This window comes from Achromobacter xylosoxidans (assembly GCF_002192695.1).
GTDB classification, from domain to species: domain Bacteria; phylum Pseudomonadota; class Gammaproteobacteria; order Burkholderiales; family Burkholderiaceae_B; genus Achromobacter; species Achromobacter xylosoxidans_C.
Genome location: NZ_MTLG01000122.1, coordinates 85,010 through 111,002, shown reverse-complemented (window position 1 = coordinate 111,002; position 25,993 = coordinate 85,010). Strand labels below are relative to the sequence as shown.

Here is a 25,993-nt window from a genome sequence, read left to right as displayed (position 1 = left end):
GGCGATACATTTTGCATCGGTATCGCCTTCATGCCGCTTTCCGCTTCATCCGCAACTGCCGCCGCGCCTTTCCGCTTCGAAGGAGGCGTATGCCATGTGGCCGGCGACTGGAGCGTGTTGGCGCTGGCGGAGCCCGGCGAGGTGCAGCGCCGCCGCGAGGCGCTGGCCTGCGCCACCGATGGCGGCGCGCGTTGGGACCTACACGGCATCGGCCGGCTGGACACGATAGGCGCACTGCTGATCTGGGAAGCCTGGGGCCATAAGCTGCCCGAACGCGTGCGCTGGTCCGCCGGCCAGCAGGACGTTTTCAACGCGCTGGCCCTGAACAAGGGCGAGACCCCCGCCGCCGCGCCCAAGCGCGATCCATTGAGCTGGCTGCGCGCGATGGGCGAGGCGATCTTCCAGGCGATCGACAATGGCCGCGCCTTGCTCGTCATGTTGGGGCAACTGGTCCTGGACCTGGGCGGCATGCTGCGGCGCCCGCGGCTCGGGCCGTGGCGCGAAATTTCGGCGCAGGTGTACCGCACCGGCGCGCAGGCGCTGGGCATCACGGCGCTGGTCGGGTTCCTGATCGGCGTGGTGCTGTCCTACCTGTCGGCGCAACAGCTGCAGATGTTCGGCGCCGACCGTTTCATCGTGCGTCTGCTGGGCGTATCCATCGTGCGCGAACTGGGGCCGGTGCTGGCCGCCATCCTGGTGGCGGGCCGCTCGGGTTCGGCCATCACGGCGCAGATCGGCGTGATGCGGGTGACGCAGGAGCTGGATGCGATGCTGGTCATGGGCATTTCGCATGGGCAACGCCTGATCCTGCCGCGGGTGGTGGCGCTGGCCGTGACCATGCCCTTGCTGGTGCTGTGGACGGACGCCATGGCGCTCCTGGGTGGCATGCTGGCCGCGCAGATGCAGCTGGGCGTGTCGGCGCAATGGTTCCTGCAGTCGCTGCCGGACGCGATTTCGCTGACCAATTACTGGATCGGCATTCTGAAGGGCGTGACCTTCGGCATGCTGATCGCGCTGATCGCCTGCCATTTTGGCCTGCGCATCCAGCCCAACACGGAAAGCCTGGGGCGCGGCACCACCACGTCGGTGGTCACTTCCATCACCGGCGTGATCCTGCTGGACGCGCTCTACGCCGTGATCTTCAGCTCGGTGGGCATCTGATGAACAGCGCCACCCAGCACAAGCTGTTCGCCGAGGACGGCGTCACGGTAGAGCCGGTCATCACGGTGCGCGGGCTGCGCACGGCATTTGGCGACCACGTGGTGCACGACAATCTGGACCTGACCGTCTTCCCAGGCGAGATCCTGGTGCTGGTGGGCGGCTCGGGCACGGGCAAGACGGTGCTGTTGCGGCAGATCATCGGGCTGGACCGGCCGGCCGCGGGCACGGTGCGGGTGCTGGGCCATTCGTTGTTCGAACTGACGGCGGCCGAACGCCGCCGGCTGTCCTACCGCTGGGGCATGCTGTTCCAGGCGGGGGCGTTGTTTTCCGCGCTGTCGGTGTTCGACAATGTGGCCTTGCCGCTGCGCGAACTGCGCACGGTGCCGGAAGACCTGGTGCGCGACGTCGTCATGTGCCGGCTGGCGATGGTGGGCCTGTCGGCGCGCGACGCCGATAAACGGCCCTCGGACCTGTCCGGCGGCATGGTCAAGCGCGTGGCGCTGGCGCGCGCGCTGTCGCTGGACCCGGAGCTGCTGTTCCTGGACGAGCCGACGGCGGGCCTGGACCCGCTGCGCTCCGACGAATTCGTGGACCTGGTGCGCAGCCTGCACCGGCAATTGGGATTTACCGTCGTCATGGTGACGCACGACCTGGACACGCTGCTGGCGTTGGCCACGCGCGTTGCCGTGCTGGCGGACAAACGGGTGATCGTGTGCGACACGGTGCCGGAAGTACTGAAGGTCGATCACCCGTTCATTCACACATTCTTCCTGGGCGAGCGCGGTTTGCGCGCGCTGGGGGATCTGGCGCCGAAGGGATTGCATCATGGAAAACCGTAGTCATGCGCTCATGGCCGGCATCTTCACGCTGGCCTTGCTGGCCGCAGCCGCCTTGGTGGCCATCTGGATCGGACGCGACCGGACGCAGTTGCAGCCATACGAAATCATCTCCGCGACCGCTGTCAGCGGCCTGAACCCGCAGTCCACGGTGCGCTACCAGGGCGTGCCGGTGGGCAAGGTGCAGTCGCTGGCCCTGAACCCGGACAAGCCCGGGCAGGTGCGCATCCGCATCGGCGTGGCGCCGAACACGCCGATCACCGAGTCCACCTGGGCCGAACTGGGCGTGCAGGGGGTGACCGGCATTTCCAACGTGGAATTGCGCGACGACGGCACGTCGATGAAGCGGCTGGCGTCGTCGGCCGCGCATCCGGCCGCGATTCCGCTGCGCCCCGGTTTTCTCGACCGCATCGAACAGCGCGGCGGCAAGCTGATCTCGAATGTCGAGGAAGTCACCGAGCAACTGCGGCGCGTGCTGAGCGAGCAGAACGTGCAGGCGCTTACCGCCACCTTGCAGAACGCCACCGATATCACCCAGTCGCTCAGGGGCGCCAGCCAGGATCTGGCACCCACCCTGGCCAAGCTCGGTCCCCTGATTGATTCGCTGGACAAGACCTCGCGCCAGGCCGACCGCGCCGCGCGGGAAGTCGGCGACCTGGCTGCACAGGCCCGCCAGTCGCTGGCGCGCCTGAACGCGCCGGACGGTCCCCTGTCCGCCGCCACCAGCAGCCTCAACGACATCGCCTTGGCTGCCGCGCGGCTGGATGGCGAGACCCTGCCCGCCATCACCAGCATGGCCACCAACGTCAGCGCGGCCGCGCGCGGCGCCACCGTTACCCTGCGCCGTGTCGACAACACGCCGCAATCGTTCCTGTTCGGCCCGGCGCCCCGCGAGCCCGGGCCCGGCGAGGCCGGCTTTGCAGGCTTCGGGAGATCGCCCAAATGATGAAGATGCGTAGCGCCGTTCTAATCCTGACGCTGGCCCTGGCCGGCTGCGGCATCGGCCGCGTGGCCGCCCCGCCCTCGGTGTTCGACCTGGGCCTGGACTCCCGTGCGGCGCCGGCCTTGCCCGCGCGCGAGACGATCGCGCTGGTCTTTCAAGCCGTGCCCAGCCTGTCCGATACCGGCGTGATCTGGCGCGTGGGCGACAGCGCCGCGCCCAAGGCCTATGCCAGCTACCGCTGGGCCTCGCCGCCGGCCGACCTGGTGCGTCAGCGCCTGACTGACCGCTTGTCGCGCCAGGGGCCGGTGCTGGACGAGCGCGTCACGCTGCAGACGCCGCAACTGCAGGTGTCCCTGTCCCAGTTCGAGCAGGTATTCGCGGCCGACGGCCAATCGAGCGAAGGCCGCGTGCTGCTGCAGGCGGTGCTGCTCAGCGGCCGCAGCGTGCTGGGCCAGACCCGCATCGAGGCGCGCGCGCCCGCGCCCACGCAGGACGCGCAAGGCGGGGTGACGGCGTTGCGCCAGGCCACCGACGATGCCGCCGACCAACTGGCGCAGTGGCTCGCCACGACGCTCAAGCCCGCGCCCAGGCCGCGCGGTTAACATCGCTGTTTTTCCCGCATCCTGAGTTCCGCCATGTCCGCACGCACTGAAACCCACGCATTCACCGGAGCCGCCGGCCGCATCGACTGCGCCGTGGACTGGCCGGCGGGCACGCCGCGAGGCTGGGCGCTGGTCCTGCATCCGCATCCGCTGCAGGGCGGCGCGCGCGAGAACAAGGTGGTCACGACCCTGTCGCGGGCCTGCGTGCAGCACGGCCTGGTCGCGGTGCGGCCGAATTTCCGCGGCGTCGGGCAGTCCGAGGGCACGTTCGACAAATCCGTGGGTGAAACCCAGGACATGCTGGCAGTCGTCGCGCAGATGCGCGAATTGCATCCTGAACTGGCCCAGGCGCCGTGGGTGCTGGCCGGCTTTTCCTTCGGCACTGCGGTCGCGGCGCAGACCTATGCGGCGTTGGCGGAGCAGAGCGACGCGGTGCTGCCGTCCGCGCTGATGCTGATGGGCCCGGCCGTGAACCGCTTCCAGTCGCACGAAGTGCAGGTGCCGGACGACACCCTGCTGGTGCACGGCGAGGAAGACGAAGTCGTGCCGCTGTCCGAGGCCATGGACTGGGCGCGCCCGCGTTCCATTCCCGTGGTGGTGGTGCCGGGCGCATCGCACTTCTTCCACGGCAAGCTGCTGGTGCTGCGCCAGCTGGTGCAGGCGCGGCTGAAGGTTGCGTTGGATTGAAACGGGGGCGCCGCTTGCGCGGCGCCAGCGGCTTCAGCCCGGCCAGCGCGAGCCGCGGATCACGCTGCAGAAGTTGCCGGGCCTGAAGGCCGGCTCCTTGTCGGCGATGACATCGGCCTTGACGTTGCCGAAGGTCGTCTGCGGCTTGTGCTTGATGCCGTCGTAGAACGCCTGGATGATTTCTTCCTTGAAGCCTGGCCCGCGTGGATGCGCCGCCACCACGGCTTCGCGCTGCGCGTCGCCGTAGTCGCCATAGGTCAGGCCCAGCACGTCCATTTCCACGCCCGCCGTCACCAGCGCGACCACCGGATGCATGAACTCCGGAATGCCGGGCGTCGTATGCAGCGCGATGGCGGTCCACACCAAATCGATATCCTGCTGCGAAATTCCGCGGCTTTTCAGGAAATCGCGCGCCGCGTTGGCGCCGTCCACTTCGAAGCGGCAGCAGTCGCTGCTGTGCTGATGCGTCAGGCCCATGTCGTGGAACATGCAGCCGCAATAGAGCAGCTCCGGGTCGAACTTCAGTCCGCGCTGCTTGCCGGCGAGCGCACCGAAGTAGTAGACCCGGCTGGAGTGGTGGAACAGCAGCGGCGTGGCGGTGTCGCGCACCAGCTCCGTGATTTCACGGGCGAGCTTGCTGTCGGGGATCTGAATGCCGTCGATGACAGGGTTCATGGCGGGAGTCCTTGCAGGTGGGGGAGGGGTTCGAGAAATTCTCCCGCCGCACTAGAATGGCTTCAATTGCCGTAATACGCCAAATTCCGCCAAAACACGCGATTTCCCGACGCCTGGCGGCAAGGCGCGATTCCATGACCAAGACCATCGCCATTCTTGCGCTGCCCGGCGTCCAGATGCTCGACGTATCCGGGCCCCTGGACGTGTTCGCCCAGGCCAATGCCGAACTGGGGCGCGAGCTTTACGCGCTGCGCGTGGTGGGCTACGAGGCGGGGCCCATCCGCAGCTCGTCGGGCGCGCGCCTGCTGCCCGACCTGACGCTTGGCGACCCGGCGCCGCGCCTGGACACGTTGCTGGTCGCCGGCACGCCGCAGGCCGCCAGTGCAATGCTCAGCAGCTCGGCCTTGCGATGGCTGCGCGCGACGGCGCGGGGCGCCCGGCGCTATGGCTCCGTTTGCACTGGCGCCTTCATGCTGGCCGCGGCCGGCCTGCTGGACGGGCGGCGCGTGACGACCCATTGGAATGCGGCTGCGCAACTGCGCCTGGCCTATCCCAAGGTGACCGTCGAAGCGGATGCCCTGCATGTGCGCGACGGCAAGGTGCGCACCTCCGCCGGCGTCACGGCCGGCCTGGATCTGGCGCTGTCGCTGGTCGAGGAGGACCTGGGCCGGGAGGTGGCCGCCAACGTCGCTGCCCAGTTGGTGATGTTCTTCAAGCGGCCAGGCGGACAACTGCAGTTCAGCCGCAAGGGCCAAGCCGGCCCGGTCGGACGCTCGGCGCTGCAGGAGGTCCAGCGCTGGGTCGCCGGCAATCCCGGGCTGCCGCTGTCGGTGGATGCGCTGGCCGAACACGCGGGGTTGAGCCCCCGGCATTTCGCGAGGTTGTTCCATGCCGAGGTCGGCGTCACGCCGGCCGCATGGGTGGAGATGACGCGCATCGCGGCGGCCCGCGCGCTGCTGGAGGCCGGCGCGGCCACGCCCAAGCAGGTGGCCGCGCAATGCGGCTTTGCCAACGTCGACACCTTGCGGCGCGCCTTCGTCAAGCACGTGGGGGTTTCGCCGGCGGTGTACCGCCGGCATCACGGCGACGGTCCTGATTGAGCCGTGGCCCCGCCCCGAAGCCGGCAGGTTGCATCAAGTTGCATGTTTTAAACGCACGGGAACCCCAGGCGGGCCGGACGGGTCTGATCGACTGCCTATAATTGTCAGCCACTTGCCCCGCGCCGGCGGGCGTCATTACTGGACCCACGTTGCCGATGAAGAATTTGCCTTACTCCGCTCACTCCCCCGTTGTCTTTACCCGCCGCCTGCTGTCAGGCGCGGTGCTGTCAGCCATGCTGGCAGCCTCGATGCCGGTCTGGGCGCAGCAGGCTCCCGCTGCGGCGCCCGCCGCAGCCGCCGGCGCCGCGGCTCCGGCGCCGAATGCTTCGGCGGTGGTGCCGGTGGGCGACGTCTCGGCCGTGCCGGCCCCCACGATCGCGGCCAAGGCCTGGATCGTGATGGACGTGAACAGCGGCCAGACCCTGGCCGCCTCCAACCCGGACATGAAGGTGGAGCCGGCCTCGCTCACCAAGATCATGACGGCCTACGTCGTGTTCAACGCGCTGGATGAAAAGCGCCTGACGCTGGAGCAGACCGTGCCGGTGTCCGAGCGCGCCTGGCGCACGGGCGGTTCGCGCATGTTCATCGAACCGCGCAAGCCGGTGACTGTCGACGAGCTGAACCAGGGCATGATCGTGCAGTCCGGCAACGACGCCTCCGTGGCCCTGGCCGAGGCCGTGGGTGGCAGCGAGGCCTCGTTCGCTTCGCTGATGAACCAGGAAGCCGAGCGCCTGGGCATGCGCAACACGCACTTCATGAACGCCACGGGCCTGCCCGATCCGCAGCACATGACGTCCACGCGCGACCTGGCGATCCTGTCGTCGCACCTGATCACCGATCACCCGGATCACTTCCACTACTACAAGCAGAAGAGCTACACCTACAACAAGATCACCCAGCCCAACCGCAACCGCCTGCTGTGGGCCGACCCGTCGGTGGACGGCATGAAGACCGGCCACACCGATTCTGCCGGCTATTGCCTGGTGTCGACCGCGGTGCGCGGCGACCGCCGCATCCTGGTGGTGGTGGTGGGCACGGACAGCGAAGCCACGCGCGCCGAGGAAAGCCTGAAGCTCCTGAACTGGAGCTTCCAGAACTTCGACACCGTGAAGCTGTTCGACAAGAGCCAGCCCGGCATCGATGCGCGCGTCTGGGAAGGCACGGCTGAAAACGTCAAGCTGGGTCCGCCCAACCCCGTGTCGATCGCGGTGCCGCGCGGCAAGGCCGGCGATCTGAAGCCGGTGGCGCAGCGCACGGATCCGCTGATCGCCCCGCTGGCCAAGGGCCAGCAGGTCGGCACCCTGCAATTCACGCTGGACGGCAAGGTGCTGCGCACCGAACCGCTGGTGGTGCAGGACGCGGTCGAACGCGCCGGCTTCTTCGGCCGCATGGTCGATACCGTCAAGCGCTGGTTCGAATAATCTCCTGCGCCGCAGGCGCGGCAAGCAGGTGTAAGCTAGCAACGGGCGTTTCGCATGAAACGCCCGTGCTCTATTCACGGGACGGACCGGACGGTTCGTCCCTCTCCATTTCATACTCAGGAGTGCCTCATGATTCCGGGCGTGCCGGGCGAAAGCCAGGTGTATCTCAACGGTGAGTTTCTGCGCGTGGACGAGGCCAAGGTCTCCGTCCTGGACCGCGGCTTCATTTTCGGCGACGGCATCTACGAAGTCGTCCCCGTGTACCAAGGCAATGCGTTCCGCATGGCCGAACACCTCAACCGCCTGGACCGCAGCCTGGCCGCCTTGCGGATCGCGCAGCCCTTCGACCGCGCAGGCTGGATCGACCTGATCCAGCAGCTGCTGGCGCGCACCAACCTTGAAACCTGCATCGTCTACCTGCAGGTGACGCGCGGCGTGGCCAAGCGCGACCACCAGTTCCCCTCGACGCCCGTGGCGCCGACGGTCTTCGGCATGATCTCGGCCTGGGCGCCGCCGCCCGCGGCGCAGCGCGAACGCGGCTTGAGCGCCATCAGCATTCCGGACGAACGCTGGCTGCATTGCGAGATCAAGTCGGTTTCGCTGCTGGGCAACGTGCTGGCCAAGCAGCAGGCGGTCGATGCGCAGGTCGACGAAGTGGTGCAGTTCCGCGATGGCAACCTGACCGAAGGCTCGTCCACCAACATTTGGGTGGTCTCCGGCGGCAAGCTGCTGGCCCCGCCCAAGAACAACCTGATCCTGGAAGGCATCCGCTACGGCCTGATGGGTGAACTGGCCGCCGAGGCCGGCATTCCCTTCGAGTCGCGTCCGATCTCGCGGCAAGAGGTGGAACAGGCCGACGAGCTGATGCTGTCCTCGGCCACCAAGGAAGTGCTGGCCATCGTCTCGCTGGACGGCAAGCCGGTGGGCACGGGCAAGCCCGGCCCCGTTTTTGCGCAATTGCGGGCGGGTTATGATGCCCGCATCGCCGCGCTCTAAGCCTGGCGTCACCGGGCGGCTCCCGCGGGGCCGCCCCGGCGGCCTTGCCGGCTGGCGGTTTGCCCCCATATACCTAGGATCTGGCCGCCCCGTGGCAGACACCCTCGGGTGCAATATCGAGCAGTGGCCGCGCCCTGGGGGGCAATACCTTATAGGCACATCATGCAACATATCCCGCCCGAAGACTCCCTCATCGAATACCCCAGCGACTTTCCCATCAAGGTCATGGGCAAGCAGCATCCCGAATTCGCGCAGACGCTGACCGAAGTCGTGCTGCAGTTCGACCCCGAGTTCGACGCCGCCACGGTGGAAATGCGGCCCAGCAAGGGCGGCAACTACATGGGCCTGACCTTCACGGTGCGCGCGACCTCGCGCGAGCAGCTGGACGCGCTTTACCGCGCCCTGCACGGCCATCCGATGGTGTCCATCGTCCTCTAGCGCATAAGCAGGACTGCCGTGATCAAGTGGCTCGCGCGGCCGGCCGACTACCTGTCGGTCTGGCACGACATGCAGGCGTACACCAATCTGCGCGGCGCCGATACGCCCGACGAGATCTGGCTCTGCGAACACGCACCCGTCTACACACTGGGGCAGGCCGGCCTGCCCCAGCACGTGCTCAACCCCGGCGGCATCCCCATCGTCCATTGCGACCGCGGCGGGCAGGTGACCTACCACGGCCCCGGCCAGGTCATGGCCTACGCGCTGTTCGACCTCCGCCGCGCCGACATCTACGTCAAGGAATACGTCAATCTGCTGGAAGGCGCGGTCATCGACACGCTGGCCCAGATGGGCGTGGCCGACGCCTGCCGCAAGCCCGGCGCGCCGGGGGTCTACGTGCCCGACCCGGACGGGGGCGAGCTGGCCAAGATCGCCGCGCTGGGCATCAAGATCCGCAACGGCCGGGCCTACCATGGCGTATCGCTGAACGTGCAGATGGACCTGACGCCGTTCCTGGGCATCAATCCCTGCGGCTATGCGGGGCTGCGCACCGTGGACATGGCGGCCTGTGGCGTGCGCCGCGAGCCCACCGAGACGGGCGAGACGCTGGCGCGCAATCTGGCGCAGGCCTGGGACCGCGCAAGGAACAAGACATGAAGACCTTTAGCGCGGCCGACGTGGCCGCGACCACGCCGGAAGAACTGGCCCGCCTGCGTGAACAAGGGCCGGCCGAGGACTACGCGGCCTGGATCCGCGCGGCCGCCGAGCTGGGACTGATCGAAGCCCAGACCATCTACGGCCAGATGCTGCTGGACGGCGCGGGCGTGGAGCGCGATCCGGAACAGGGACTGACGTGGTTCAAGCGCGCCGCCCATGCCGATCACCCCATGGCCATCAACATGGTGGGCCGCTGCTACGAGAACGGCTGGGGCGTGCCGCGGGACGACACGGTCGCGGCCTATTGGTTCCGCCTGGCCGCGGACAAGGGTCTGGACTGGGGCATGTACAACTACGCCCACATGCTGCGCAGCGGCCGCGGCGCCGTGGCGCAGAACCCCGCGGCGGCGCTGGCCCTGTACCAAAAGGCGGCAGACGCCGGCCACGTGAAGTCCATCGGCGTCGTCGGCCGCTTTTACGAAGCCGGCGAGGTGGTCGGGCAGGACATGGAGCGCGCCTTCGACTGCTACCGGCGCTGCGCCGAAGGCGGCGATTTCCGCGGCATGTTCCACCTGGGCCGGCTGTTGCTGCTGCGCGGGCAGAAGCAGGACGCCGTGCAATGGCTCGCGCGCGTGCCGGAAACCGCCACGCCTGCCTTCCTGCGGGAAGCCAACGCCATGCTGCAGGACAGCGGCTTTCCGGCGCTGTATGAGGCGTAGGCGGGGTTTCCCGGCCTACGTGCTCAGCCTTTCCTCAAAAACCACTTCCACCGTTACCTGCTCGCCCGTGCCGCGTTCGCCGTCCAGGCGGTCCAGCAGCAGCTGGCCGGCGCGCCGGCCCAGGGTGGCGGCGTCGGCGCCCAGCGTGGTGAGCCCTTGCGCCCATTGCGCGGCGCTGCCGTCGTCCGAGTAGCCCAGCACGGCCAGATCCTGCGGCACATGCAGGTCGCGGTTATGGGCTTCCGAGACCGAGGCCGCGGCCAGCAGGTCGGTGGTGCAGAACACCGCGTCGAAGATCGTGTTGGTGGCCAAGAGGCGCAGGAAGGCCATGCGGCCGTCGGTCATGTGCTGGACCTCGGGCTGCACGATGTCCGCCACCAGGTCCAGTCCGAGCGCGGCCGCGCTGCTGATGAAGCCTTCGCGCCGGGCGCGCTCCCAGGCATTGTCGGCGCTGATGCAGGCGACCTGCGCATGGCGCTTGGCGGCCAGGTGCCGTGCCGCCATGCGGCCGGCTTCCGCGTTGTCGACCACCACCGCGCCGTCCAGCGGTTGGGGGGACGCGCTCCAGGTTTCCACCACGGGGATCTCCAGCGCCGCCAGGGCGGTTCGCAGGGCGGCATCGTCCAGCGGACCGATGGCGAGGGCGGCGGCGGGGCGCAGGTTGCCGAGCAGAGGCAGGGACTGGGCTTCATGCCAGGGGCCGGCGGCCAGGTAGTAGCCGGCGGGCAGCAGCAATTCGGCGCAGGCCTGGATGGCGCGGGCCGCGGGCGCCCAGTCCAGTCGGGGTGCGATCAGGGCGATGGGGCGGGGCGGGGGCAGGGAAGACATGGGCAAAACCGGCGGATTCGTCAGGCGTGACGATAACCCAGGCGAGCCCCGGCCGAGGACACGCGCCGCCCGGGGACGGGCCCCCGTCGGGCGGATCCGGGCGGCGAAGGGTAAAATGCCGTTTTTGTCTCAGACCCGGCGTGTCCGCGCGCCGGTCATGAAGGTGCTCCATGTCCACGCTCGCCGAGTCTCCTGTTCCCTCGAACGAATCCGCCGCCGCGCCCGCGGAAGCGGTCTACGATCCGACGCAAAAGCAGAAATCGCAGGCCAAGACCGCGCGCATTCCCATCAAGATCGTTCCGGCCGAGCGCCTGAAAAAGCCTGAGTGGATCCGCGTGAAGGCCGCCGCGCCCGGCTCGCGCTTCTACGACATCAAGCGCATCCTGCGCGAGCACAACCTGCACACGGTGTGCGAGGAAGCGTCCTGCCCGAACATCGGCGAATGCTTCGGCAAGGGCACGGCCACCTTCATGATCATGGGCGACAAGTGCACCCGCCGCTGCCCCTTCTGTGATGTGGGCCACGGCCGTCCGGATCCGCTGGACACCAACGAGCCCCTGAACCTGGCGCGCACGATCGCCGCGATGAAGCTGTCCTATGTCGTGATCACCTCGGTGGACCGCGACGATCTGCGCGACGGCGGCGCCGGCCACTTCGTCGATTGCATCACGCACATCCGCGAACTGTCGCCCACCACCCGCATCGAGGTGCTGGTGCCCGACTTCCGCGGCCGCCTGGACCGCGCGCTGACGATCCTGAACGCCGGTCCCCCGGACGTCATGAACCACAACCTGGAAACCGTGCCGCGCCTGTACAAGCAGGCGCGTCCGGGCTCGGACTACATGCACTCGCTGAAGTTGCTGGCCGAGTTCAAGCAGCTGCATCCCGAGGTCCCGACCAAGTCCGGCCTGATGCTGGGCCTGGGCGAGACCGACGAGGAAATCCTGCAGGTGATGCGCGACATGCGCGAGCACAACGTGGACATGCTGACCATCGGCCAGTACCTGCAGCCCTCGGAGCATCACTTGCCCGTGCTGCGCTACGTGCATCCGGATACCTTCGCGATGTTCGAGCGCGAGGCCTATGCGATGGGCTTCTCGCATGCGGCCGTGGGGGCGATGGTGCGTTCCTCGTACCACGCCGACGAGCAGGCCCACGCCGCCGGCGTGAACTGAGTCAGCAGGCCGGCGCGTCGGCGAACGGCGCGCCGTTGCGGTCCTTTTCGGACAGCAGGGGCGGCTGCAGGCAGGGCCAGGCTATCGCCAGCTGCGGATCGTCCCAGCGTACGCAGCGCTCGTGCTGCGGCGCGTAGTAGTCCGTGGTCTTGTACAGGACCTCGGCATGATCGGACAGCGTCAGGAAACCGTGGGCAAAGCCTTCGGGGATCCACACCTGGTGCTTGTTTTCGGCGCTGAGCAGCGTGCCCACCCATTGCCCATAGGTCGGCGAGCCGCGCCGCATGTCCACCGCCACGTCGTAGATCTCGCCCGCGCATACCCGCATGAGCTTGCCCTGGGGTTGTTCCACCTGGTAATGCAGTCCGCGCAACACGCCCTGGATCGAGCGTGAATGGTTGTCTTGCACGAAGCGGCGCTGAAGTCCCGTCGCCGTTTCGAATACGGCCTGATTGAAGCTTTCGAAGAAAAAGCCGCGTTCGTCACCCAGTACCTTGGGTTCCAGAAGCAACACGTCGGGAATGGCGAGTGGAGTGGCTTTCATCAGAATGCAGGCGGATTGCCAGGTTGAATGAGTTGATCCAGGGTGCGGTCGACGTGTGCGGTCCATGATGGCATGCGCAGTTCCAGCGCACGCGACAGCTTGGCCGTATCCAGCGCGGCGTTGCACGGCCGTCGCGCGGCAGCGGGATAGTCCTGCGCGGCAATCGCGTGTATCCGCTGCGGGGTCAACGCCAGTTTGGCGCCGCGCGCGGCGGCACCGGCAACAATGTACTTTGCGTAGGCATGCCAGTCGGTCGAACCGCTGGCGGCCAGGTGGTAAGTGCCCGCAGGCAACCGCCCGGCCCGATGTTGCCGGATCGCCAAGGCGGTAACGTCGGCGACCAGCTCGGCCGACGTGGGCGTGCCGCGCTGGTCGCAAACCACGTCCAGGTCTTCCCGTTCAAGCGCCAAACGCAGCATGGTTTTCAGGAAATTCCGGCCATGCGTCGAATACACCCAGCCGATTCTGAACACCAGCGCGTCGCAGCCGGCGGCCAGGATGGCCTGCTCGCCCGCCAGCTTGGTCCTGCCGTAAACGTTGAGGGGGTTGGGGCTATCGGTTTCCAGATAAGGCCGCTGCTGTGTGCCGTCGAACACGTAGTCGGTCGAAAAATGGACCAGCAAGGCGCGGGTCGCCCGGGCATGGCGGGCCAGCAGGGCGAGCGCCACGGTGTTGACCTGGGCGGCGGCGTCGCAATCGGTTTCGGCCGCATCCACCGCCGTGTAGGCGGCCGCGTTGACGATCACATCCGGCCGGCACGACGAGAGGACCGCGAGCAGGGTATCCTGGTCGCGCAGATCGGCGCCGTCGCGCCCCAGCGCCACGACCTCTCCAAGGGGGAGCAGGGAGTGGCAAAGTTCGCGGCCGACCTGGCCGTTCTTGCCCAGCAATAAGATCTTCACGCAGCCCTTGCCCGGTTTCGTAGCGTTCTCATGTCCAACCGCGCCGCCTGCGGCTGGCCGCGAGACTACTTGCGCGCCTGGGCGCCCGCCCAGAACGTGTCTTTCTGTCCCGCATGCTGGTTTATACAACGCGCCAGCACGAACATCAGGTCCGACAGCCGGTTCAGGTATTGCCGCACGGGCGGGTTTACCGGGTCGACCCGGGCCAGCGCCACCACGGCGCGCTCGGCCCGGCGGCAGACGGTGCGCGCCACGTGCGCTTGCGCCGAACCGCGCGAACCGCCGGGCAGAATGAATTCGCGCAGAGGCGGCAAGGCCGCGTTGTAGTGAGCCAGGCGCGCGTCCAGGCGGGCGATGTGGTCGTCCGTGAGCGCGGAGTGGCCGGGGATGCAAAGCTCGGCGCCCATATCGAACAGGTCGTGCTGGATGGCCAGCAGGTCCGCGGATATGTCGGCGGGCAGGTCCTCGGTCAGCAGCACGCCGATCACGCTGTTCAATTCGTCGACGTCGCCGATCGCCGCGATGCGCGGCGCATCCTTGGGCGTGCGGGATCCGTCCCCAAGACCCGTGGTGCCGTCGTCTCCGGTGCGGGTGGCGATGACGGATAAGCGGTTGGCCATGGAAACTCCTGGAATGAGTGACGAAAGGTAGGGGTTTTGCGTCCAGCCATGAATTGCGGCGGCGCGGCCCGCGGATTCCGCAATCAACTGTCAGAATTGTTGCGTCAGGGCGGGGGAACTGTTGCACAAGGGCGGTATCCTAGCACTATGGAAAGCGGGGACGTTGGTTCCGCGCTTTCCTGCAATCGGAGGATATCTGCATGATTTTTGACCGCAAGTATGCAATGCCCATGGCCGCAGCCGCGGCGGTGGCCGTCGTCACGCTGGCCGCGCCGCTGGCGTTCGCGCAGCAGGCCGAGGCCAGCGGGGAAGTGCGGCGGGTGGATCCGGCCGGCGGCAAGGTCACGATCAAGCATGACGCCATCAAGCCGCTGGACCTGCCCGCGATGACGCTGGTCTATGAAGCGGATCCGGCGTTGCTGGCCAAGATCAAGGCGGGCGACAAGGTGCGCTTCACGGCGGTCCGCAAGGACGGCAAATACATCGTGACCGCCATCAGCAACTAGCGTCCCGGCAAGGCTCCGCGCGTACGCCAGGCGGCGCAGCGGGCTACCGGCCAAAAGAAAACGCCGTCCGCGGCCTGGTGGCTGCGGACGGCGTTTTGCTGGGCGCGCACATGGCGCGCCCGCGGGGGGTTACAGCACGTAGCGCGCCAGGTCCTGGCTGCTGGCGGCTTCCGCCAATTGCGCGTTGACGTAGGCGGCGTCGATCTTCACGTTCTTGTCGCTGCTGGCGGTGGCGTCGAAGGACAGCTCGTCCAGCAGTTTCTCCATCACCGTGTACAGGCGGCGCGCGCCGATGTTCTCGGTGGTTTCGTTGACTTCGAAGGCCAGCTCCGCCAGGCGGCGCACGCCTTCTTCCGTGAACTCCAGCTGCAGGTCCTCGGTGGCCATCAGCGCCGTGTACTGCTTGGTCAGCGAGGCGTCCGTGTCAGACAGGATGCGCACGAAGTCCTCGGCGGTCAGCGATTCGAGTTCGACGCGGATCGGGAAACGGCCCTGCAGTTCAGGGATCAGGTCCGAGGGGCGCGACAGATGGAAGGCGCCGGACGCGATGAACAGGATGTGGTCGGTGCGGACCATGCCGTAGCGCGTGTTGACGGTGGTGCCTTCGACCAGCGGCAGCAGGTCGCGCTGCACGCCCTGGCGCGAGACGTCCGCGCCGCCGGATTCCTGGCGGGCCGCGATCTTGTCGATCTCGTCCAGGAAGACGATGCCGTTCTGCTCGACGTTGTTGATCGCCACGGTGCGCAGGTCTTCTTCGTTGACGCGCTTGGCGGCTTCTTCGTCGACGATCAGCTTGAAGGCTTCGCGCACCTTCATCTTCTTGGGTTTTTTCTTGTCGCGGGCCATGCCGGCGAACATGCCGCGCAGCTGTTCGGCCATTTCTTCCATGCCGGGGGGCGTCATGACGTCCATCTGCGGCGCGGCCTGGGCGACTTCGATTTCGATCTCGAGGTCATCGATCTTGCCTTCGCGCAGGCGCTTGCGGAAGGTCTGGCGGGCGCTGTTGTCCTCGCCGCGTTCCGGCTCGCCGGACGCGCCGCGCGGGGGCGGCACCAGGGCGTCCAGGATGCGGTCTTCGGCGGCGTCTTCCGCCTGGGTGCGCACGCGGCGCATTTCCAGTTCGCGCGTCTGCTTGATCGAGTATTCGGTCAGGTCGCGGATGATGGTATCGACGTCGCGGCCCACGTAGCCCACTTCGGTGAACTTGGTGGCTTCAATCTTGATGAAAGGCGCGTTGGCCAGCTTGGCCAGGCGACGCGCGATCTCGGTCTTGCCCACGCCGGTGGGGCCGATCATGAGAATGTTCTTGGGGTGGATCTCGTGGCGCAGGGGTTCGGCGACCTGCTGGCGGCGCCAGCGGTTGCGCAGCGCCACGGCCACGGCGCGCTTGGCGCGGTTCTGGCCGACGATGTACTTGTCGAGTTCGGAGACGATCTCTCCGGGCGTCATGTTGGATGCGGACATGAGGGCGGATCCTTGAAGCTAGGGCGGGCTGGGGTGGCGGCCGCGGCGCGACAGGCGCGCCGCGCGGCGGGCGTCAGTCGCCCAGCGTTTCGATGACGTGGTTCTGGTTGGTGTAGATGCAGAGGTCGCCGGCGATTTCCAGCGATTGCTTGACGACGGCCTCGGGCGACAGCTCGGTGTTGCGCAGCAGCGCCAGCGCCGCCGACTGGGCATAGGCGCCGCCGGAGCCGATGGCGGCCAGCCCGTGTTCCGGTTCGAGCACGTCGCCGTTGCCGGTCAGCACCAGCGTGTGCTCGGCGTCGGCCACGATCAGCATGGCTTCCAGACGGCGCAGGACGCGGTCGGTGCGCCAGTCGCGGGTCAGTTCGACCGCGGCGCGCATCAGGTTGCCCTGGTGCTTTTCCAGCTTGGCCTCGAAGCGCTCCTGCAGGGTGAACGCGTCGGCGGTGGCGCCGGCAAAGCCGGCCAGGATCTTGTCGTGGTACAGGCGGCGGATCTTGCGGGCAGTGCCCTTGATGACGATGTTGCCCAGGGTGACCTGGCCATCGCCGCCCAGTGCGACGCGGTTGCCGCGGCGCACGCACACGATGGTGGTGGCGTGAAATTGTTCCATGCGTTCCTTCCTATGAAGGGATTAGCTGGGGGCGGTTCCGGGGAAATCAAGGCAGGACGCTTGCGTCCCCTTTGAGGACTGGCCAAAGAAAAAAGGCCATGCTGGAAACCAGCATAGCCTTTCAGCGTAGGGCTTGAATACGGGACGGATCAGTCGCCGTAGAGCTTCTGGCGCATCTCGCGGCGTTCCTGCGCTTCGAGCGACAGGGTGGCCGTGGGGCGGGCCAGCAGGCGCGGGATGCCGATGGGTTCACCGGTTTCCTCACACCAGCCGTATTCGCCGCTGTCGATGCGGGCGATGGACTGTTGCACCTTCTTGAGCAGCTTGCGCTCGCGGTCGCGGGTGCGCAGCTCCAGGGCGTGTTCTTCCTCGATCGTGGCGCGGTCGGCGGGATCAGGCACGAACTGGGTTTCGCGCAGGTGCTCGGTGGTTTCGCCGGCGTTGGCCAGGATGTCCTGCTCGAGTTGTTTGAGCCGTTCCTTGAAGAACGCCAATTGGCGTTCGTTCATATAGTCGGACTCGGGCATGGCCAGCAATTCCTTCTCGCTGGGCAGATCAATCGCCGTATCGCTCGTCGACTTGCTTGATTTCTTGGTTGCTGCCTTGGTAGCCATGAAAACACTCCACTATGAATCGATCCTGGCGCGGGCGTTGTTTCCCGGTCCGTATTACTTGTTGCCTACGCTATTCGTACCTCACAGTACTGCCTTCGTCGCATCACGTCACGTCAGGAAGGGGGATTACCCCGCCAGGCACTGCTCCAAGCCCCGGGTGAAAATCTCCTGGGGCAGCTTACGGCCGATGAAAACCATCTTGGTGGACGGTTTTTCGGCTGCGGTCCACGGCTTGCCGGGTTCGGCGCCCATCATCATGTGCACACCCTGGAACAACATGCGGCGGTTGATGCCCTTCATGTACAGGATGCCCTTGTAGCGCATCAGGTCGGGACCATAGACCTGCACCACGCCGCCCAGGAATTCCTCAAGGCGCGCGGGATCGAACGGCTTGTTGGAACGGAACACGAACGCGCCGATTTCGTCGTCGTGCTGGTGGTGGTGATGATGGTGGGCATGATTGCAATGCGCCCCGCAGTCGCCTTCGTGATCATGGTCATGATCGTGGCCATGGTCGTGCCCATGGTCGTGATCGTGGCCGTGGTCATGGGCGGCGTCGGGGTGCTCATCGGCCAGGAAATCCGGGTCGATGTCCAGAATGGAATTCAGGTTGAAGCCGCTGATGTCGATGATGGACTTCAGGTCGACTTCGCCGAAGTTGACCGGCGTGATCGGCGCGCGCGGGTTCATGTGAACCAGGCGGTGGCGCAGCGCTTCGTAGTCGACTTCGTTGACCAGGTCGCGCTTGGAGATCAGGATGCGGTCGGCGAAACCGACTTGCTTCTGGGCTTCGGGCTGGGCGTCGAGGGTGGCCATGCCGTGCTTGGCGTCGACCACGGTTACCACCGCGTCCAGGCGGTAGTACTCGGCGATGTCGTCATCCATGAAGAACGTCTGGCAGACGGGGCCGGGGTTGGCCATGCCGGTCGTCTCGAGGATGACGCGTTCGAAATTCAGTTCGCCGGCTTCGCGCTTGGCGCGCAGCTCGGACAGGGTGCGCATCAGGTCGCCGCGCACCGTGCAGCAGACGCAGCCGTTGGACAGTTCGATGATTTCTTCGTCGCGGTCCTGCACCAGCAGGTCGTTGTCGATGCTTTCCGGCCCGAACTCGTTTTCGATGACCGCGACGCGGCGGCCATGGTATTCGGTCAGGATGCGTTTGAGCAGGGTGGTCTTGCCCGCACCGAGAAAGCCGGTGAGGATGGTGACGGGAACCATTTTGTCCAAACTGCGCGGGGTGTTCATGGCGAAGCTGCTAGCGTGAAGTCAAGGCGTTAAACAGGAACTCTCGGCGGGGATCGCAACCCTGTCTTGCAACGCCGTCTTGCGACGTTTGGACGGGGTTTCCCAGTCTTTGCCGGAGGGTGTTTGCCGCAGGCTGCGTGGGCCGCCTGCAGCGGCCGGACGCAGGATTACAGCACAGTCGGGGGCAGGGGGCAAACCCAGGGTCAACCCTGGGGCCGTAGCCATCCAGATGGCGTCCGTACGCCGTCAAGTATCGGGCGATACCACTATTTGGGGGCGGTTTGCCGGATTTCAAGAGCGCGATGCGCACATCCGGATGGCAGCCCGTGTGCGGGTTTGCGTCAGATGGCGGAGAGCCCGCCGCGCGGGCAGCCCGCCGGCACTAGATCTTAATGATGGTGGTGGCCGTGGCCGGCGTCCGCGGCGGGCTGTTTCTGCTGGCACTGGGGGCACAGCGCGCGGATTTCGGTTTCGTGGGTGGCCAGGGCATAGCCGGTTTGGGCGACGCGTTCGGCCAGTTGGCGGCTCATGGCGGGGTCGGACACTTCCGCGACCGCGCCGCAGCCCGTACAGACGACCAGCAGGTCATGGGGCGCGCCACCCGCGTCGTGGCAGGCGCTCCAGGCGTTGACGGCGTCCAGGCGGTGGATCAGGCCTTCGTCCATCAGGAAGTCCAGGGCACGGTACACGGTCGGGGGCGCGGCGCCCGGATGCACGGCGCGCATCGCGTCCAGCAGTTCGTAGGCCTTCAGGCTGCGGCCGTGGCGCAGCAGCAGCTCCAGCACCTTGCGGCGGATGGGGGTGAGGCGGCGCCCGCGCTGCTCGCACAGCGCTTCGGCGACGCTGAGCTGGGCGCCGACGGTATCGCTGCGAGGGGGGCGTTGCGGTGCGGACATGGCTGGCTTTATCTCTATGGAAAACGCGCGCGATGCGCGCGAGATGCCTGGAAGGTAGCAGAAAACATCCAGATGCGGGCGAACGCCGTGGAATCAAGCCTTTTAGTTATGATATAACATAATAAAACTTGATTACGCCGCTTTCCGCCTCCGCATTTCTTCCATGTCCCATTTCACGCTTTTGCCCCGGCGGCCTGATGCCGCGCCCCGGCAAGACCTCCCGCCGCGTTCCGCCTTCCTGGTCTCCGCCTGGCGCCGCATGGCCGCCGCCCTGGCCGCAGCAGCCGCCTTGTGGGCCCTGACCGGCTGGGCGCTGGACTGGTGGCCGCGATGAACGCGCCAGTCACCATCGAACTGGCCGACGCGTCCTTCGGCTGGCACGGGCACGCAGCGCTCAAATCGGTCTCGGGGCGTTTTGCCGCAGGCGGCATGACCGCCGTGGTCGGGCCCAATGGCGCGGGCAAGTCCACCTTGATCAAGGGCATCATGGGCGTGCTGCGGCCGATGGCCGGCAGCGTGCGCATCGGCGGCGCGGGCCGTTCGGAGCTGGCCTGGCTGCCCCAGGCCGCCGAGCTCGACCGTTCGTTTCCGGTGTCGGTGCTGGATCTGGTGGCCATGGGCGCCTGGCGCCGCGTGGGGGGATGGCGCCGGTATGCGAACGCGGAACTCGACCGCTGCATGGACGCGCTGGAGACCGTGGGCATGGCCGACGCGGCCGGGCGCGGCGTGGATGCGCTGTCGGGCGGGCAGATGCAGCGTGCGTTGTTTGCGCGGATGCTGGTGCAGGACGCGCCCGTGCTGCTGCTGGATGAACCGTTCGCCGCGGTGGACAGCCACACGGCGGACGACCTGATGGCCCTGCTTTGCGGTCTGCACGGCCAGGGCCGCACCGTAATCGCGGTGCTGCACGACCTGGACTTGGTGCGTGACCATTTTCCCGAATGCCTGCTGCTGTCCGGTTCGGTAGTGGCTTGGGGCGACACCGATCAGACCCTGAACGACGCGCACCTGAAGCGGGCGCGGCAATGGCACGCGGAGAGTCGCGCATGAGCCTGGCGCAATGGGTGCTGTCGCCGTTCCTGGACTACGGCTTCATGCGGCGCGCGCTGGCCGGCGCCTGCGCCCTGTCGCTGGGTGCGGCGCCGCTGGGCGTGTTCCTGGTGCTGCGGCGCATGAGCCTGATGGGCGATGCCATGTCGCACGCCATCCTGCCCGGCGTGGCGGCGGGCTTTCTGCTGGCCGGCCTGTCGCTGGGCGCGATGATGCTGGGCGGCATCGCCACCGGGCTGGCCGTGGCCCTGCTGGCGGGGCTGGTGGCGCGCATGACGCCGCTGCGCGAGGACGCCAGCTTTGCCGCGTTCTATCTGATATCGCTGGGGCTGGGCGTGCTGCTGGTGTCGCTGCGCGGCTCCAACATGGACCTGCTGCACATGCTGTTCGGCACGGTGCTGGGGCTGGACGACGCGGCGCTGCTGCTGGTTACGGCCACGGCCAGCGTGACCCTCGTGGCGCTGTCCGCGATCTACCGGCTGCTGGTGGCCGAATGCCTGGATCCGGGTTTCCTGCGCGCCTGCGGCGGCGGCGGAGGCTGGGTCCATATGGGTTTCCTGGTGCTGGTGGTGGTGAACCTGGTGGCGGGTTTCCAGGTGCTGGGCACCTTGATGGTGGTCGGCATCATGATGCTGCCCGCCGCCGCCGCGCGCTTCTGGGTCCGCTCGGCCGCCCGCCAGATCCCGCTGGCCGCGGGACTGGGCGCGGCGGCGTCCACGGCCGGTCTGCTCATTTCGTATCACTTCAACGTGCCGGCTTCGCCCGCCATCATCCTGGCGGCGGGCGCCTGCTACCTGTTTTCCATCGTGGGCGGCCCGCAAGGCGGGCTGCTGCCGGCGAGGCGCCGCCTGCGCCGGGCCTGACTCATCCTATAGGAGATACGCCATGCGTTTCGATCCCCTGGCGCGCCGCCGCGCGCTGCTCGCCCTGGCAGGCCTGTGCCTGTTGGCGTTGTTCGGAACCGCGCAAGCCGCCGAGCCGCTGAAGGCCGTGGCCAGCTTTTCCATCCTGGGCGACATCGTGCGGGAAGTCGGCGGCGCCGACGTCAGCGTGGCCACGCTGGTGGGGCCCGATGGCGACGCGCATGAGTACGAACCGACGCCGGGCGACGCCAAGAAGCTGGCCGCCGCGCGCGTGCTGTTCGTCAACGGCCTGGATTTCGAGACCTGGATGCCGCGCCTGGCGAAGGCGTCGGGCTTTGCCGGCGCCACCGTGGTCGCGTCCCAGGGCGTGAAGCCGCGCACGTTCGCGGGCGGCGGGCATGATGATGGCCACGACCACGACCATGACCACGAACACGACCATGGGCATGGCCATCATCACAGCGGCGCCGATCCGCATGCCTGGCAGAACCTGGCCAACGGCGTCATCTACGCCCGCAATGTGGCCGAAGGCCTGGCCGCTGCCGATCCCGCGCATGCCGACGCCTACCGCCAGCGCGCGCAAGCCTACGTTGCGCGCCTGCAGGCGCTGGACGCTCAGGTCCGCAAGACCTTCGCCGCGATTCCGGCCGAGCGCCGCAAGATCGTGACTTCGCACGATGCCTTCGGTTATTTCGGCGACGCCTACGGCGTGGCGTTCATTCCCGCGATGGGGGTGTCCACCGATGCCGAGCCCGCGGCCGGCGAGGTGGCGCGCATCATCGAACAGGTCAGGCGCGAGCGCGTGCCGGCGGTGTTCGTGGAGAACATCAGCAGCCCCAAACTGGTCCAGCAGATCTCCCGCGAAACCGGCGCCAAGGTGGGTGGTACGCTCTATTCCGATGCCCTGTCCAAGCCCGGACAGCCCGGCGCCACCTATCTGGAAATGTTTGAATGGAACGCACGTCAGCTTGCCGCGGCCATGCAGCCCTGACCGCGGCGGCGATGCTGCTGGCGGCGGGCGCCGCCAGCGCGCATCCGCACATGTGGATCGATGCCCGCGCGGCCATCGATATCGATGGACAGCAGCGCATCGCGGCGGTGCGGCAGGTCTGGCTGTTTGACGAGATGTTCGGCGCCTACGCCACGCAGGGACTGAAGAAGGGCAAGGACGGTTCGCTGTCGCCCGAGATCCTGCAGGGCATGGCGCGGGACTGGATGCGGGCGCTGGGCGAACCGATCTCGCACTACTTCACCCGCGTCACCGTGGACGGCAAGACCTCGGCTTTCGCGGCCCCGCAAGATGCGCGCGTCGACTGGAACCCAAAGACCACGCGGCTGACGCTGTCCTTCACCTTGCCGCTGGCCACGCCAGTGGCGCCGGGCGCAGGCGGCGCGCAGGTGGATATCTACGATCCCACCTATTTCGTGGCCTACGCCTTCGATCAAAGCGGCGCGGTATCGCTGAGCGGGCAGGGCGCCAAGACCTGCACGTCCGCCTACCGCAAGCCCAAGGAACTGGATTGGAAAACCATGCAGCAACTGGCCGCGATCCCGGCCGACCCGGAGGCCTTGCCGGACGAGCTTTTCGCGATTACCAAGGGGCTGACGCACCGCATCGAGGTGCGCTGCCCGTAGCGCTTGCGCTGCTGGCCGTGCTGCTGCTGGGCGGCGCGGGCGCGGCCGCGGCCCAGGGCGCGCATCCCTTCGGCGTGCCGGAGAGCGGCGCGGGCATGGGCGGGCCGGGCTGGCTGGCCGGCTTCTTCGGCCAGGTGTCGGCCTGGCAAAGCCATTTTTATCGCCAACTGACGGGCGCGGTCCGCGCCTGGCAGGCCGATGGCGGCGCGGCCTGGGCCTTGATCGGGCTGTCTTTCGCCTACGGCGTGTTCCACGCGCTGGGGCCCGGGCATGGCAAGGCGGTGATCTCTTCCTACGTGCTGGCCAACCGCCAGACCGCGCGCAACGGCGCGCTGCTGGCGCTGGCGTCCGCGCTGATCCAGGCGCTGGTGGCGATCGCGCTGGTGGCCGTGCTGGCGCTGGTCTTCAACGCCACTGCGGCAACGATGAACAACGCCACGCGCTGGCTGGAACTCGGCTCCTATGCCCTGGTGACCTTGCTGGGCGTGTGGCTGGTGTGGGTCAAGGCGGTCCGCCCGCTGTGGCGGGCCTGGGCAGGACGTGCGGCCGAGGGAGCCATGCTTCATCAGGGACATGAGCACGGCAGCGGCCACGCGCGCAGCCGGTCACACGAGTCGCAGCATGTTCAGGCGCAGGCCCATCACCACCACGGTCGCCATCACGACCACGATTGCGGCTGCGGCCACGTCCATGCGCCCGCGCCCGAGCAGGTCTCGGGTCCGCTGAATTGGCGCCGCGCGGGCACGGCGATCCTGGCCGTGGGCCTGCGCCCCTGCAGCGGCGCGCTGATCGTGCTGGTGTTCGCGCTGGCGCAGGGCTTCTTCCTGGCGGGCGTGGCCTCGGCCCTGGCGATGGGCCTGGGTACCGGCCTGACGGTGGCGGCGCTGGCCTGCCTGGCGGTCGCGGCCGGCGGCGCGGCCACGCGCGTCGGCAGCCGCCTGTCCAGCGTCGGCGCTGCGCGCCTGCGTTACGGCGTGGAAGCGCTGGCGGCATTGGCCGTGCTGTTGCTGGGTGTGATGTTGTTGGGCGGCGTAATCGCGGGAGGCGGCTAGGGGCCGGTCGCGCGGGCTTGAGTATGCGTCTTCGCTGAATGCGGCGGACCCGGCGCGTTCAGGATTTGCGTCCGGCCCGAGGATGCGCCTGATCGTAGGCGCGGGCCAGGTGCTGGAAGTCCAGCCGCGTGTAGATCTGGGTGGTGGAGATATTGGCGTGGCCCAGCATTTCCTGCACGGCGCGTAGATCCTGCGCCGATTGCAGCACGTGGCTGGCGAAGCTGTGGCGCAGCACGTGCGGATGCACGTGCGTGGGCACGCCGGCCTGTTGCGCGATGCGCGCCAGCTGCAGCTGCACCACGCGTGGCGAGATGCGGCCCCCGCGCGCGCCCAGGAACAGCGCGGCCGCGTCCTCGGGCTGCGCCGTGAAGGGCGCCAGCTGCGGCCGCACCGCGATCCATTTGCGCAGGGCTTCCAGCGCGGCCTGGCCCACGGGCACCGAGCGGCGCTTGCCGCCCTTGCCCAGCACGGTGACCTCGGCCTCTTCCAGGCTCAGCCAGCCGCGCGATTCGTAATTGCCGGAACGTTCGTAGCGCAGGTCCAGCCCGACCAGCTCCGACAGCCGCAGGCCGCTGGAATAGAGCAGTTCGAGCATGGCCTGGTCGCGCAGCGCGGCGGGTTCGGTTGCCACTTGCGCGGGCGCGCGGTCCAGCAGGGCCTGGGTCTGCTCCACGGACAGGGCTTTCGGCAGCCCGCGCGGCGCCTTGGGGGCGCGCACGCCGGCCACGGGATTGCCAGCCAGCTCGATCGCCGGCGCCCACCATTGATAGAAGCCGCGCCATGCCGCCAGCGTGCGCGCCAGGCTGCGCGGCCCGCGGCCCTGGGCGTGCAGGCGCGCCACGAACTGGCGGATGTGGCCGTTGCCGATCTTGTCCAGCGGCAGCTTGGCGTTCGCGGCCAGCTCGCGCAGGAAATGCAGCTCGCGGCGGTAGCCGTCCAACGTGTGGGGCGAATAGCGCCGGTTGGTTTCCAGATGGCGCAGCCAGGCGCTCATCGCATCCGGCAGGGGAGCTTCGGGCGGGGCCGCGTCTTGCGCTTGCGTGGCTTTCGGCATGGCGTCCGCCCGATTCGGCTAGGCCTTGGGCGAGGCCGGATTCAGGCGATGCAGCGCCGCCGACGCCAGTTGGCCGATGGAGTCCAGGAAGGTGGTGCCCATTTCGGGCGTGAAGCGTTCGGCGTCGTCGGAACCCAGCACCAGCAGGCCGACGGCGGGGCCGTCCGCTTCCAGGCGCAGCGGCACCAGCGCCAGCGACTTGGGCTTGGCTTCCAGCCAGCCGGCCGCTTCGAATTCGGTGTCGGCGCCGCAGTACGGCGTCTTCAGGCTGTCGGTGAAGGTGCGCACGTCCTGCGTGACGGGTTCGCCGTAGCCGGTCGCCGGCAGTTCCGACAGGTCCCACAAGCGCAGCGCCACGTGGTTCAGCTCGAACTGTTCAGCCAGCCCCAAGGCGATCTCGCCCGGCACATGCTGCGGATCGCACTCGGACAACAGGCGGCTGCACCATTTGGCCACGTGCGTGCCGATGCTTTCATTGGCGGTGGCGTTGCGCACGAGTTCGTTCAGGCGCCATTCGAGTTCGCGGTTGCGTTCGCGCAGCGTCAGGATCTGGCGTTCGCCCAGTGAAATGGCGCGCGAGCCGTGCGGATGCGGCACTTGCAACGTGGCGAAGACGTCAGCGTGATCGTCGAAGAAGCCGGGGTTCTCTTGCAGGAAATCGGCGACGTCCTGAGCGGTAATGGCGGTATCAGTCATG

30 protein-coding genes are annotated in these 25,993 nt (G+C 67.7%); 18 read left to right on the top strand and 12 right to left on the bottom strand.

The genetic code is table 11. The features are described 5' to 3' along the window. Positions 1 to 30: 30 nt before the first annotated feature. Genes BRO63_RS30955 through BRO63_RS30935 form a run of 5 tightly spaced genes read left to right on the top strand, consistent with a single transcriptional unit; the run spans position 31 to position 4,229 of the window. A complete protein-coding gene (locus tag BRO63_RS30955) occupies positions 31 to 1,161 on the top strand; it encodes an MlaE family ABC transporter permease (protein WP_088143483.1) in 1,131 nt (376 codons plus the stop codon). Beyond that, a complete protein-coding gene (locus BRO63_RS30950; protein WP_088143395.1) occupies positions 1,161 to 2,000 on the top strand; it encodes an ABC transporter ATP-binding protein in 840 nt (279 codons plus the stop codon). The genes BRO63_RS30955 and BRO63_RS30950 overlap by 1 nt, the downstream gene beginning before the upstream one ends. Then, the gene (locus BRO63_RS30945; RefSeq protein WP_179215262.1) at positions 1,987 to 2,943 is read left to right on the top strand and encodes an MlaD family protein; all 957 of its coding nucleotides are present in this window, start codon (positions 1,987 to 1,989) and stop codon (positions 2,941 to 2,943) included. Before BRO63_RS30950 ends, BRO63_RS30945 begins: the two co-directional genes overlap by 14 nt. Beyond that, complete coding sequence (locus BRO63_RS30940; RefSeq protein ID WP_088143482.1) at positions 2,943 to 3,542, top strand: ABC-type transport auxiliary lipoprotein family protein; 600 nt, start codon at positions 2,943 to 2,945, stop codon at positions 3,540 to 3,542. Before BRO63_RS30945 ends, BRO63_RS30940 begins: the two co-directional genes overlap by 1 nt. Before the next feature lie 33 nt (positions 3,543 to 3,575). After that, positions 3,576 to 4,229 (top strand): alpha/beta hydrolase, encoded by a 654-nt coding sequence (locus BRO63_RS30935; RefSeq protein WP_088143393.1) that lies wholly within the window; start codon positions 3,576 to 3,578, stop codon positions 4,227 to 4,229. Between the two features lie 33 nt (positions 4,230 to 4,262). Here BRO63_RS30935 and BRO63_RS30930 read toward each other — a convergent pair whose 3' ends face one another. Continuing rightward, positions 4,263 to 4,904, bottom strand: a complete 642-nt coding sequence (locus BRO63_RS30930; protein WP_088143392.1) for an HD domain-containing protein — start codon at positions 4,902 to 4,904, stop codon at positions 4,263 to 4,265. A 134-nt stretch (positions 4,905 to 5,038) separates the two neighbouring features. Between BRO63_RS30930 and BRO63_RS30925 the strand changes: the two genes are divergently transcribed. The 6 genes from BRO63_RS30925 to BRO63_RS30900 all read left to right on the top strand — a co-directional run bounded on the left by BRO63_RS30925 (position 5,039) and on the right by BRO63_RS30900 (position 10,235). Further along, on the top strand, positions 5,039 to 6,004 hold the full coding sequence (locus BRO63_RS30925) for a GlxA family transcriptional regulator (protein ID WP_088143391.1): 966 nt from the start codon (positions 5,039 to 5,041) through the stop codon (positions 6,002 to 6,004). Positions 6,005 to 6,159: 155 nt separating this feature from the next. Beyond that, positions 6,160 to 7,425 (top strand): D-alanyl-D-alanine carboxypeptidase family protein, encoded by a 1,266-nt coding sequence (locus BRO63_RS30920; RefSeq protein WP_088143390.1) that lies wholly within the window; start codon positions 6,160 to 6,162, stop codon positions 7,423 to 7,425. A 129-nt stretch (positions 7,426 to 7,554) separates the two neighbouring features. Beyond that, entirely contained in the window at positions 7,555 to 8,421 is an 867-nt protein-coding gene (locus BRO63_RS30915) for a D-amino acid aminotransferase (RefSeq protein WP_179215261.1), read from the top strand. 162 nt (positions 8,422 to 8,583) lie between these two features. Beyond that, entirely contained in the window at positions 8,584 to 8,859 is a 276-nt protein-coding gene (locus tag BRO63_RS30910) for a YbeD family protein (protein WP_054457066.1), read from the top strand. 18 nt (positions 8,860 to 8,877) lie between these two features. After that, a complete protein-coding gene (gene lipB, locus BRO63_RS30905) occupies positions 8,878 to 9,516 on the top strand; it encodes a lipoyl(octanoyl) transferase LipB (protein WP_088143388.1) in 639 nt (212 codons plus the stop codon). Next, positions 9,513 to 10,235, top strand: a complete 723-nt coding sequence (locus tag BRO63_RS30900; protein WP_088143387.1) for a tetratricopeptide repeat protein — start codon at positions 9,513 to 9,515, stop codon at positions 10,233 to 10,235. Before lipB ends, BRO63_RS30900 begins: the two co-directional genes overlap by 4 nt. Positions 10,236 to 10,250: 15 nt before the next feature. Here BRO63_RS30900 and BRO63_RS30895 read toward each other — a convergent pair whose 3' ends face one another. After that, positions 10,251 to 11,063, bottom strand: a complete 813-nt coding sequence (locus tag BRO63_RS30895; protein ID WP_088143386.1) for a LacI family DNA-binding transcriptional regulator — start codon at positions 11,061 to 11,063, stop codon at positions 10,251 to 10,253. 170 nt (positions 11,064 to 11,233) lie between these two features. Here BRO63_RS30895 and lipA point away from each other — a divergent pair, with 170 nt between their 5' ends. Next, a complete protein-coding gene (lipA, locus tag BRO63_RS30890; protein ID WP_088143385.1) occupies positions 11,234 to 12,238 on the top strand; it encodes a lipoyl synthase in 1,005 nt (334 codons plus the stop codon). 1 nt (position 12,239) lies between these two features. Here the strand turns inward: lipA and rfbC are convergent, their stop codons facing one another. From rfbC to BRO63_RS30875, 3 genes are all read right to left on the bottom strand, one after another. Further along, the gene (gene rfbC, locus BRO63_RS30885; RefSeq protein WP_088143384.1) at positions 12,240 to 12,782 is read right to left on the bottom strand and encodes a dTDP-4-dehydrorhamnose 3,5-epimerase; all 543 of its coding nucleotides are present in this window, start codon (positions 12,780 to 12,782) and stop codon (positions 12,240 to 12,242) included. Then, a complete protein-coding gene (gene rfbD / locus BRO63_RS30880) occupies positions 12,782 to 13,669 on the bottom strand; it encodes a dTDP-4-dehydrorhamnose reductase (protein ID WP_373557805.1) in 888 nt (295 codons plus the stop codon). Before rfbD ends, rfbC begins: the two co-directional genes overlap by 1 nt. Before the next feature lie 80 nt (positions 13,670 to 13,749). Next, on the bottom strand, positions 13,750 to 14,304 hold the full coding sequence (locus BRO63_RS30875) for a cob(I)yrinic acid a,c-diamide adenosyltransferase (RefSeq protein WP_088143382.1): 555 nt from the start codon (positions 14,302 to 14,304) through the stop codon (positions 13,750 to 13,752). Between the two features lie 200 nt (positions 14,305 to 14,504). On the opposite strand from BRO63_RS30875, the gene BRO63_RS30870 reads away from it, so the two are divergent. Next, on the top strand, positions 14,505 to 14,810 hold the full coding sequence (locus BRO63_RS30870; protein WP_088143381.1) for a copper-binding protein: 306 nt from the start codon (positions 14,505 to 14,507) through the stop codon (positions 14,808 to 14,810). Between the two features lie 129 nt (positions 14,811 to 14,939). Here the strand turns inward: BRO63_RS30870 and hslU are convergent, their stop codons facing one another. The 5 genes from hslU to BRO63_RS30845 all read right to left on the bottom strand — a co-directional run bounded on the left by hslU (position 14,940) and on the right by BRO63_RS30845 (position 19,642). Continuing rightward, the gene (hslU, locus tag BRO63_RS30865; protein ID WP_013396838.1) at positions 14,940 to 16,274 is read right to left on the bottom strand and encodes an ATP-dependent protease ATPase subunit HslU; all 1,335 of its coding nucleotides are present in this window, start codon (positions 16,272 to 16,274) and stop codon (positions 14,940 to 14,942) included. 73 nt (positions 16,275 to 16,347) lie between these two features. Beyond that, a complete protein-coding gene (gene hslV / locus BRO63_RS30860; RefSeq protein ID WP_013396837.1) occupies positions 16,348 to 16,887 on the bottom strand; it encodes an ATP-dependent protease subunit HslV in 540 nt (179 codons plus the stop codon). 149 nt (positions 16,888 to 17,036) lie between these two features. Then, the gene (gene dksA, locus BRO63_RS30855) at positions 17,037 to 17,501 is read right to left on the bottom strand and encodes an RNA polymerase-binding protein DksA (protein WP_006389752.1); all 465 of its coding nucleotides are present in this window, start codon (positions 17,499 to 17,501) and stop codon (positions 17,037 to 17,039) included. Between the two features lie 126 nt (positions 17,502 to 17,627). Next, positions 17,628 to 18,746: a CobW family GTP-binding protein gene (locus BRO63_RS30850; RefSeq protein ID WP_088143380.1), complete on the bottom strand. Its 1,119-nt coding sequence runs from the start codon at positions 18,744 to 18,746 to the stop codon at positions 17,628 to 17,630. A gap of 389 nt (positions 18,747 to 19,135) precedes the next feature. Next, positions 19,136 to 19,642: a Fur family transcriptional regulator gene (locus BRO63_RS30845; RefSeq protein ID WP_088143379.1), complete on the bottom strand. Its 507-nt coding sequence runs from the start codon at positions 19,640 to 19,642 to the stop codon at positions 19,136 to 19,138. Positions 19,643 to 19,972: 330 nt separating this feature from the next. Between BRO63_RS30845 and BRO63_RS30840 the strand changes: the two genes are divergently transcribed. Genes BRO63_RS30840 through BRO63_RS30820 form a run of 5 tightly spaced genes read left to right on the top strand, consistent with a single transcriptional unit; the run spans position 19,973 to position 24,242 of the window. Then, entirely contained in the window at positions 19,973 to 20,692 is a 720-nt protein-coding gene (locus BRO63_RS30840; protein WP_088143378.1) for a metal ABC transporter ATP-binding protein, read from the top strand. Continuing rightward, a complete protein-coding gene (locus BRO63_RS30835; protein ID WP_088143377.1) occupies positions 20,689 to 21,555 on the top strand; it encodes a metal ABC transporter permease in 867 nt (288 codons plus the stop codon). Before BRO63_RS30840 ends, BRO63_RS30835 begins: the two co-directional genes overlap by 4 nt. A gap of 22 nt (positions 21,556 to 21,577) precedes the next feature. After that, positions 21,578 to 22,546, top strand: coding sequence for a metal ABC transporter substrate-binding protein (locus tag BRO63_RS30830; protein WP_088143376.1), 969 nt, complete (start codon positions 21,578 to 21,580; stop codon positions 22,544 to 22,546). Continuing rightward, entirely contained in the window at positions 22,507 to 23,190 is a 684-nt protein-coding gene (locus tag BRO63_RS30825) for a DUF1007 family protein (RefSeq protein WP_088143375.1), read from the top strand. Before BRO63_RS30830 ends, BRO63_RS30825 begins: the two co-directional genes overlap by 40 nt. Beyond that, entirely contained in the window at positions 23,181 to 24,242 is a 1,062-nt protein-coding gene (locus BRO63_RS30820) for a nickel/cobalt transporter (RefSeq protein WP_444978607.1), read from the top strand. The genes BRO63_RS30825 and BRO63_RS30820 overlap by 10 nt, the downstream gene beginning before the upstream one ends. A gap of 58 nt (positions 24,243 to 24,300) precedes the next feature. Here BRO63_RS30820 and xerC read toward each other — a convergent pair whose 3' ends face one another. Together xerC and BRO63_RS30810 are read right to left on the bottom strand one after the other, a co-directional pair. Next, positions 24,301 to 25,296, bottom strand: coding sequence for a tyrosine recombinase XerC (xerC, locus tag BRO63_RS30815; RefSeq protein WP_088143373.1), 996 nt, complete (start codon positions 25,294 to 25,296; stop codon positions 24,301 to 24,303). A gap of 18 nt (positions 25,297 to 25,314) precedes the next feature. Further along, positions 25,315 to 25,992: a DUF484 family protein gene (locus BRO63_RS30810; protein ID WP_088143372.1), complete on the bottom strand. Its 678-nt coding sequence runs from the start codon at positions 25,990 to 25,992 to the stop codon at positions 25,315 to 25,317. Between the last annotated feature and the right edge of the window lies 1 nt (position 25,993).

Coding starts and splice junctions, on each gene's coding strand:
- BRO63_RS30955 (WP_088143483.1), top strand. CDS start 31: ATGCCGCTTTCCGCTTCATCCGCAACTGCCGCCGCGCCTTTCCGCTTC.
- BRO63_RS30950 (WP_088143395.1), top strand. CDS start 1,161: ATGAACAGCGCCACCCAGCACAAGCTGTTCGCCGAGGACGGCGTCACG.
- BRO63_RS30945 (WP_179215262.1), top strand. CDS start 1,987: ATGGAAAACCGTAGTCATGCGCTCATGGCCGGCATCTTCACGCTGGCC.
- BRO63_RS30940 (WP_088143482.1), top strand. CDS start 2,943: ATGAAGATGCGTAGCGCCGTTCTAATCCTGACGCTGGCCCTGGCCGGC.
- BRO63_RS30935 (WP_088143393.1), top strand. CDS start 3,576: ATGTCCGCACGCACTGAAACCCACGCATTCACCGGAGCCGCCGGCCGC.
- BRO63_RS30930 (WP_088143392.1), bottom strand. CDS start 4,904: ATGAACCCTGTCATCGACGGCATTCAGATCCCCGACAGCAAGCTCGCC.
- BRO63_RS30925 (WP_088143391.1), top strand. CDS start 5,039: ATGACCAAGACCATCGCCATTCTTGCGCTGCCCGGCGTCCAGATGCTC.
- BRO63_RS30920 (WP_088143390.1), top strand. CDS start 6,160: ATGAAGAATTTGCCTTACTCCGCTCACTCCCCCGTTGTCTTTACCCGC.
- BRO63_RS30915 (WP_179215261.1), top strand. CDS start 7,555: ATGATTCCGGGCGTGCCGGGCGAAAGCCAGGTGTATCTCAACGGTGAG.
- BRO63_RS30910 (WP_054457066.1), top strand. CDS start 8,584: ATGCAACATATCCCGCCCGAAGACTCCCTCATCGAATACCCCAGCGAC.
- BRO63_RS30900 (WP_088143387.1), top strand. CDS start 9,513: ATGAAGACCTTTAGCGCGGCCGACGTGGCCGCGACCACGCCGGAAGAA.
- BRO63_RS30895 (WP_088143386.1), bottom strand. CDS start 11,063: ATGTCTTCCCTGCCCCCGCCCCGCCCCATCGCCCTGATCGCACCCCGA.
- lipA (WP_088143385.1), top strand. CDS start 11,234: ATGTCCACGCTCGCCGAGTCTCCTGTTCCCTCGAACGAATCCGCCGCC.
- rfbC (WP_088143384.1), bottom strand. CDS start 12,782: ATGAAAGCCACTCCACTCGCCATTCCCGACGTGTTGCTTCTGGAACCC.
- BRO63_RS30875 (WP_088143382.1), bottom strand. CDS start 14,304: ATGGCCAACCGCTTATCCGTCATCGCCACCCGCACCGGAGACGACGGC.
- BRO63_RS30870 (WP_088143381.1), top strand. CDS start 14,505: ATGATTTTTGACCGCAAGTATGCAATGCCCATGGCCGCAGCCGCGGCG.
- hslU (WP_013396838.1), bottom strand. CDS start 16,274: ATGTCCGCATCCAACATGACGCCCGGAGAGATCGTCTCCGAACTCGAC.
- hslV (WP_013396837.1), bottom strand. CDS start 16,887: ATGGAACAATTTCACGCCACCACCATCGTGTGCGTGCGCCGCGGCAAC.
- dksA (WP_006389752.1), bottom strand. CDS start 17,501: ATGGCTACCAAGGCAGCAACCAAGAAATCAAGCAAGTCGACGAGCGAT.
- BRO63_RS30850 (WP_088143380.1), bottom strand. CDS start 18,746: ATGAACACCCCGCGCAGTTTGGACAAAATGGTTCCCGTCACCATCCTC.
- BRO63_RS30845 (WP_088143379.1), bottom strand. CDS start 19,642: ATGTCCGCACCGCAACGCCCCCCTCGCAGCGATACCGTCGGCGCCCAG.
- BRO63_RS30840 (WP_088143378.1), top strand. CDS start 19,973: ATGAACGCGCCAGTCACCATCGAACTGGCCGACGCGTCCTTCGGCTGG.
- BRO63_RS30835 (WP_088143377.1), top strand. CDS start 20,689: ATGAGCCTGGCGCAATGGGTGCTGTCGCCGTTCCTGGACTACGGCTTC.
- BRO63_RS30830 (WP_088143376.1), top strand. CDS start 21,578: ATGCGTTTCGATCCCCTGGCGCGCCGCCGCGCGCTGCTCGCCCTGGCA.
- BRO63_RS30825 (WP_088143375.1), top strand. CDS start 22,507: ATGGAACGCACGTCAGCTTGCCGCGGCCATGCAGCCCTGACCGCGGCG.
- xerC (WP_088143373.1), bottom strand. CDS start 25,296: ATGCCGAAAGCCACGCAAGCGCAAGACGCGGCCCCGCCCGAAGCTCCC.
- BRO63_RS30810 (WP_088143372.1), bottom strand. CDS start 25,992: ATGACTGATACCGCCATTACCGCTCAGGACGTCGCCGATTTCCTGCAA.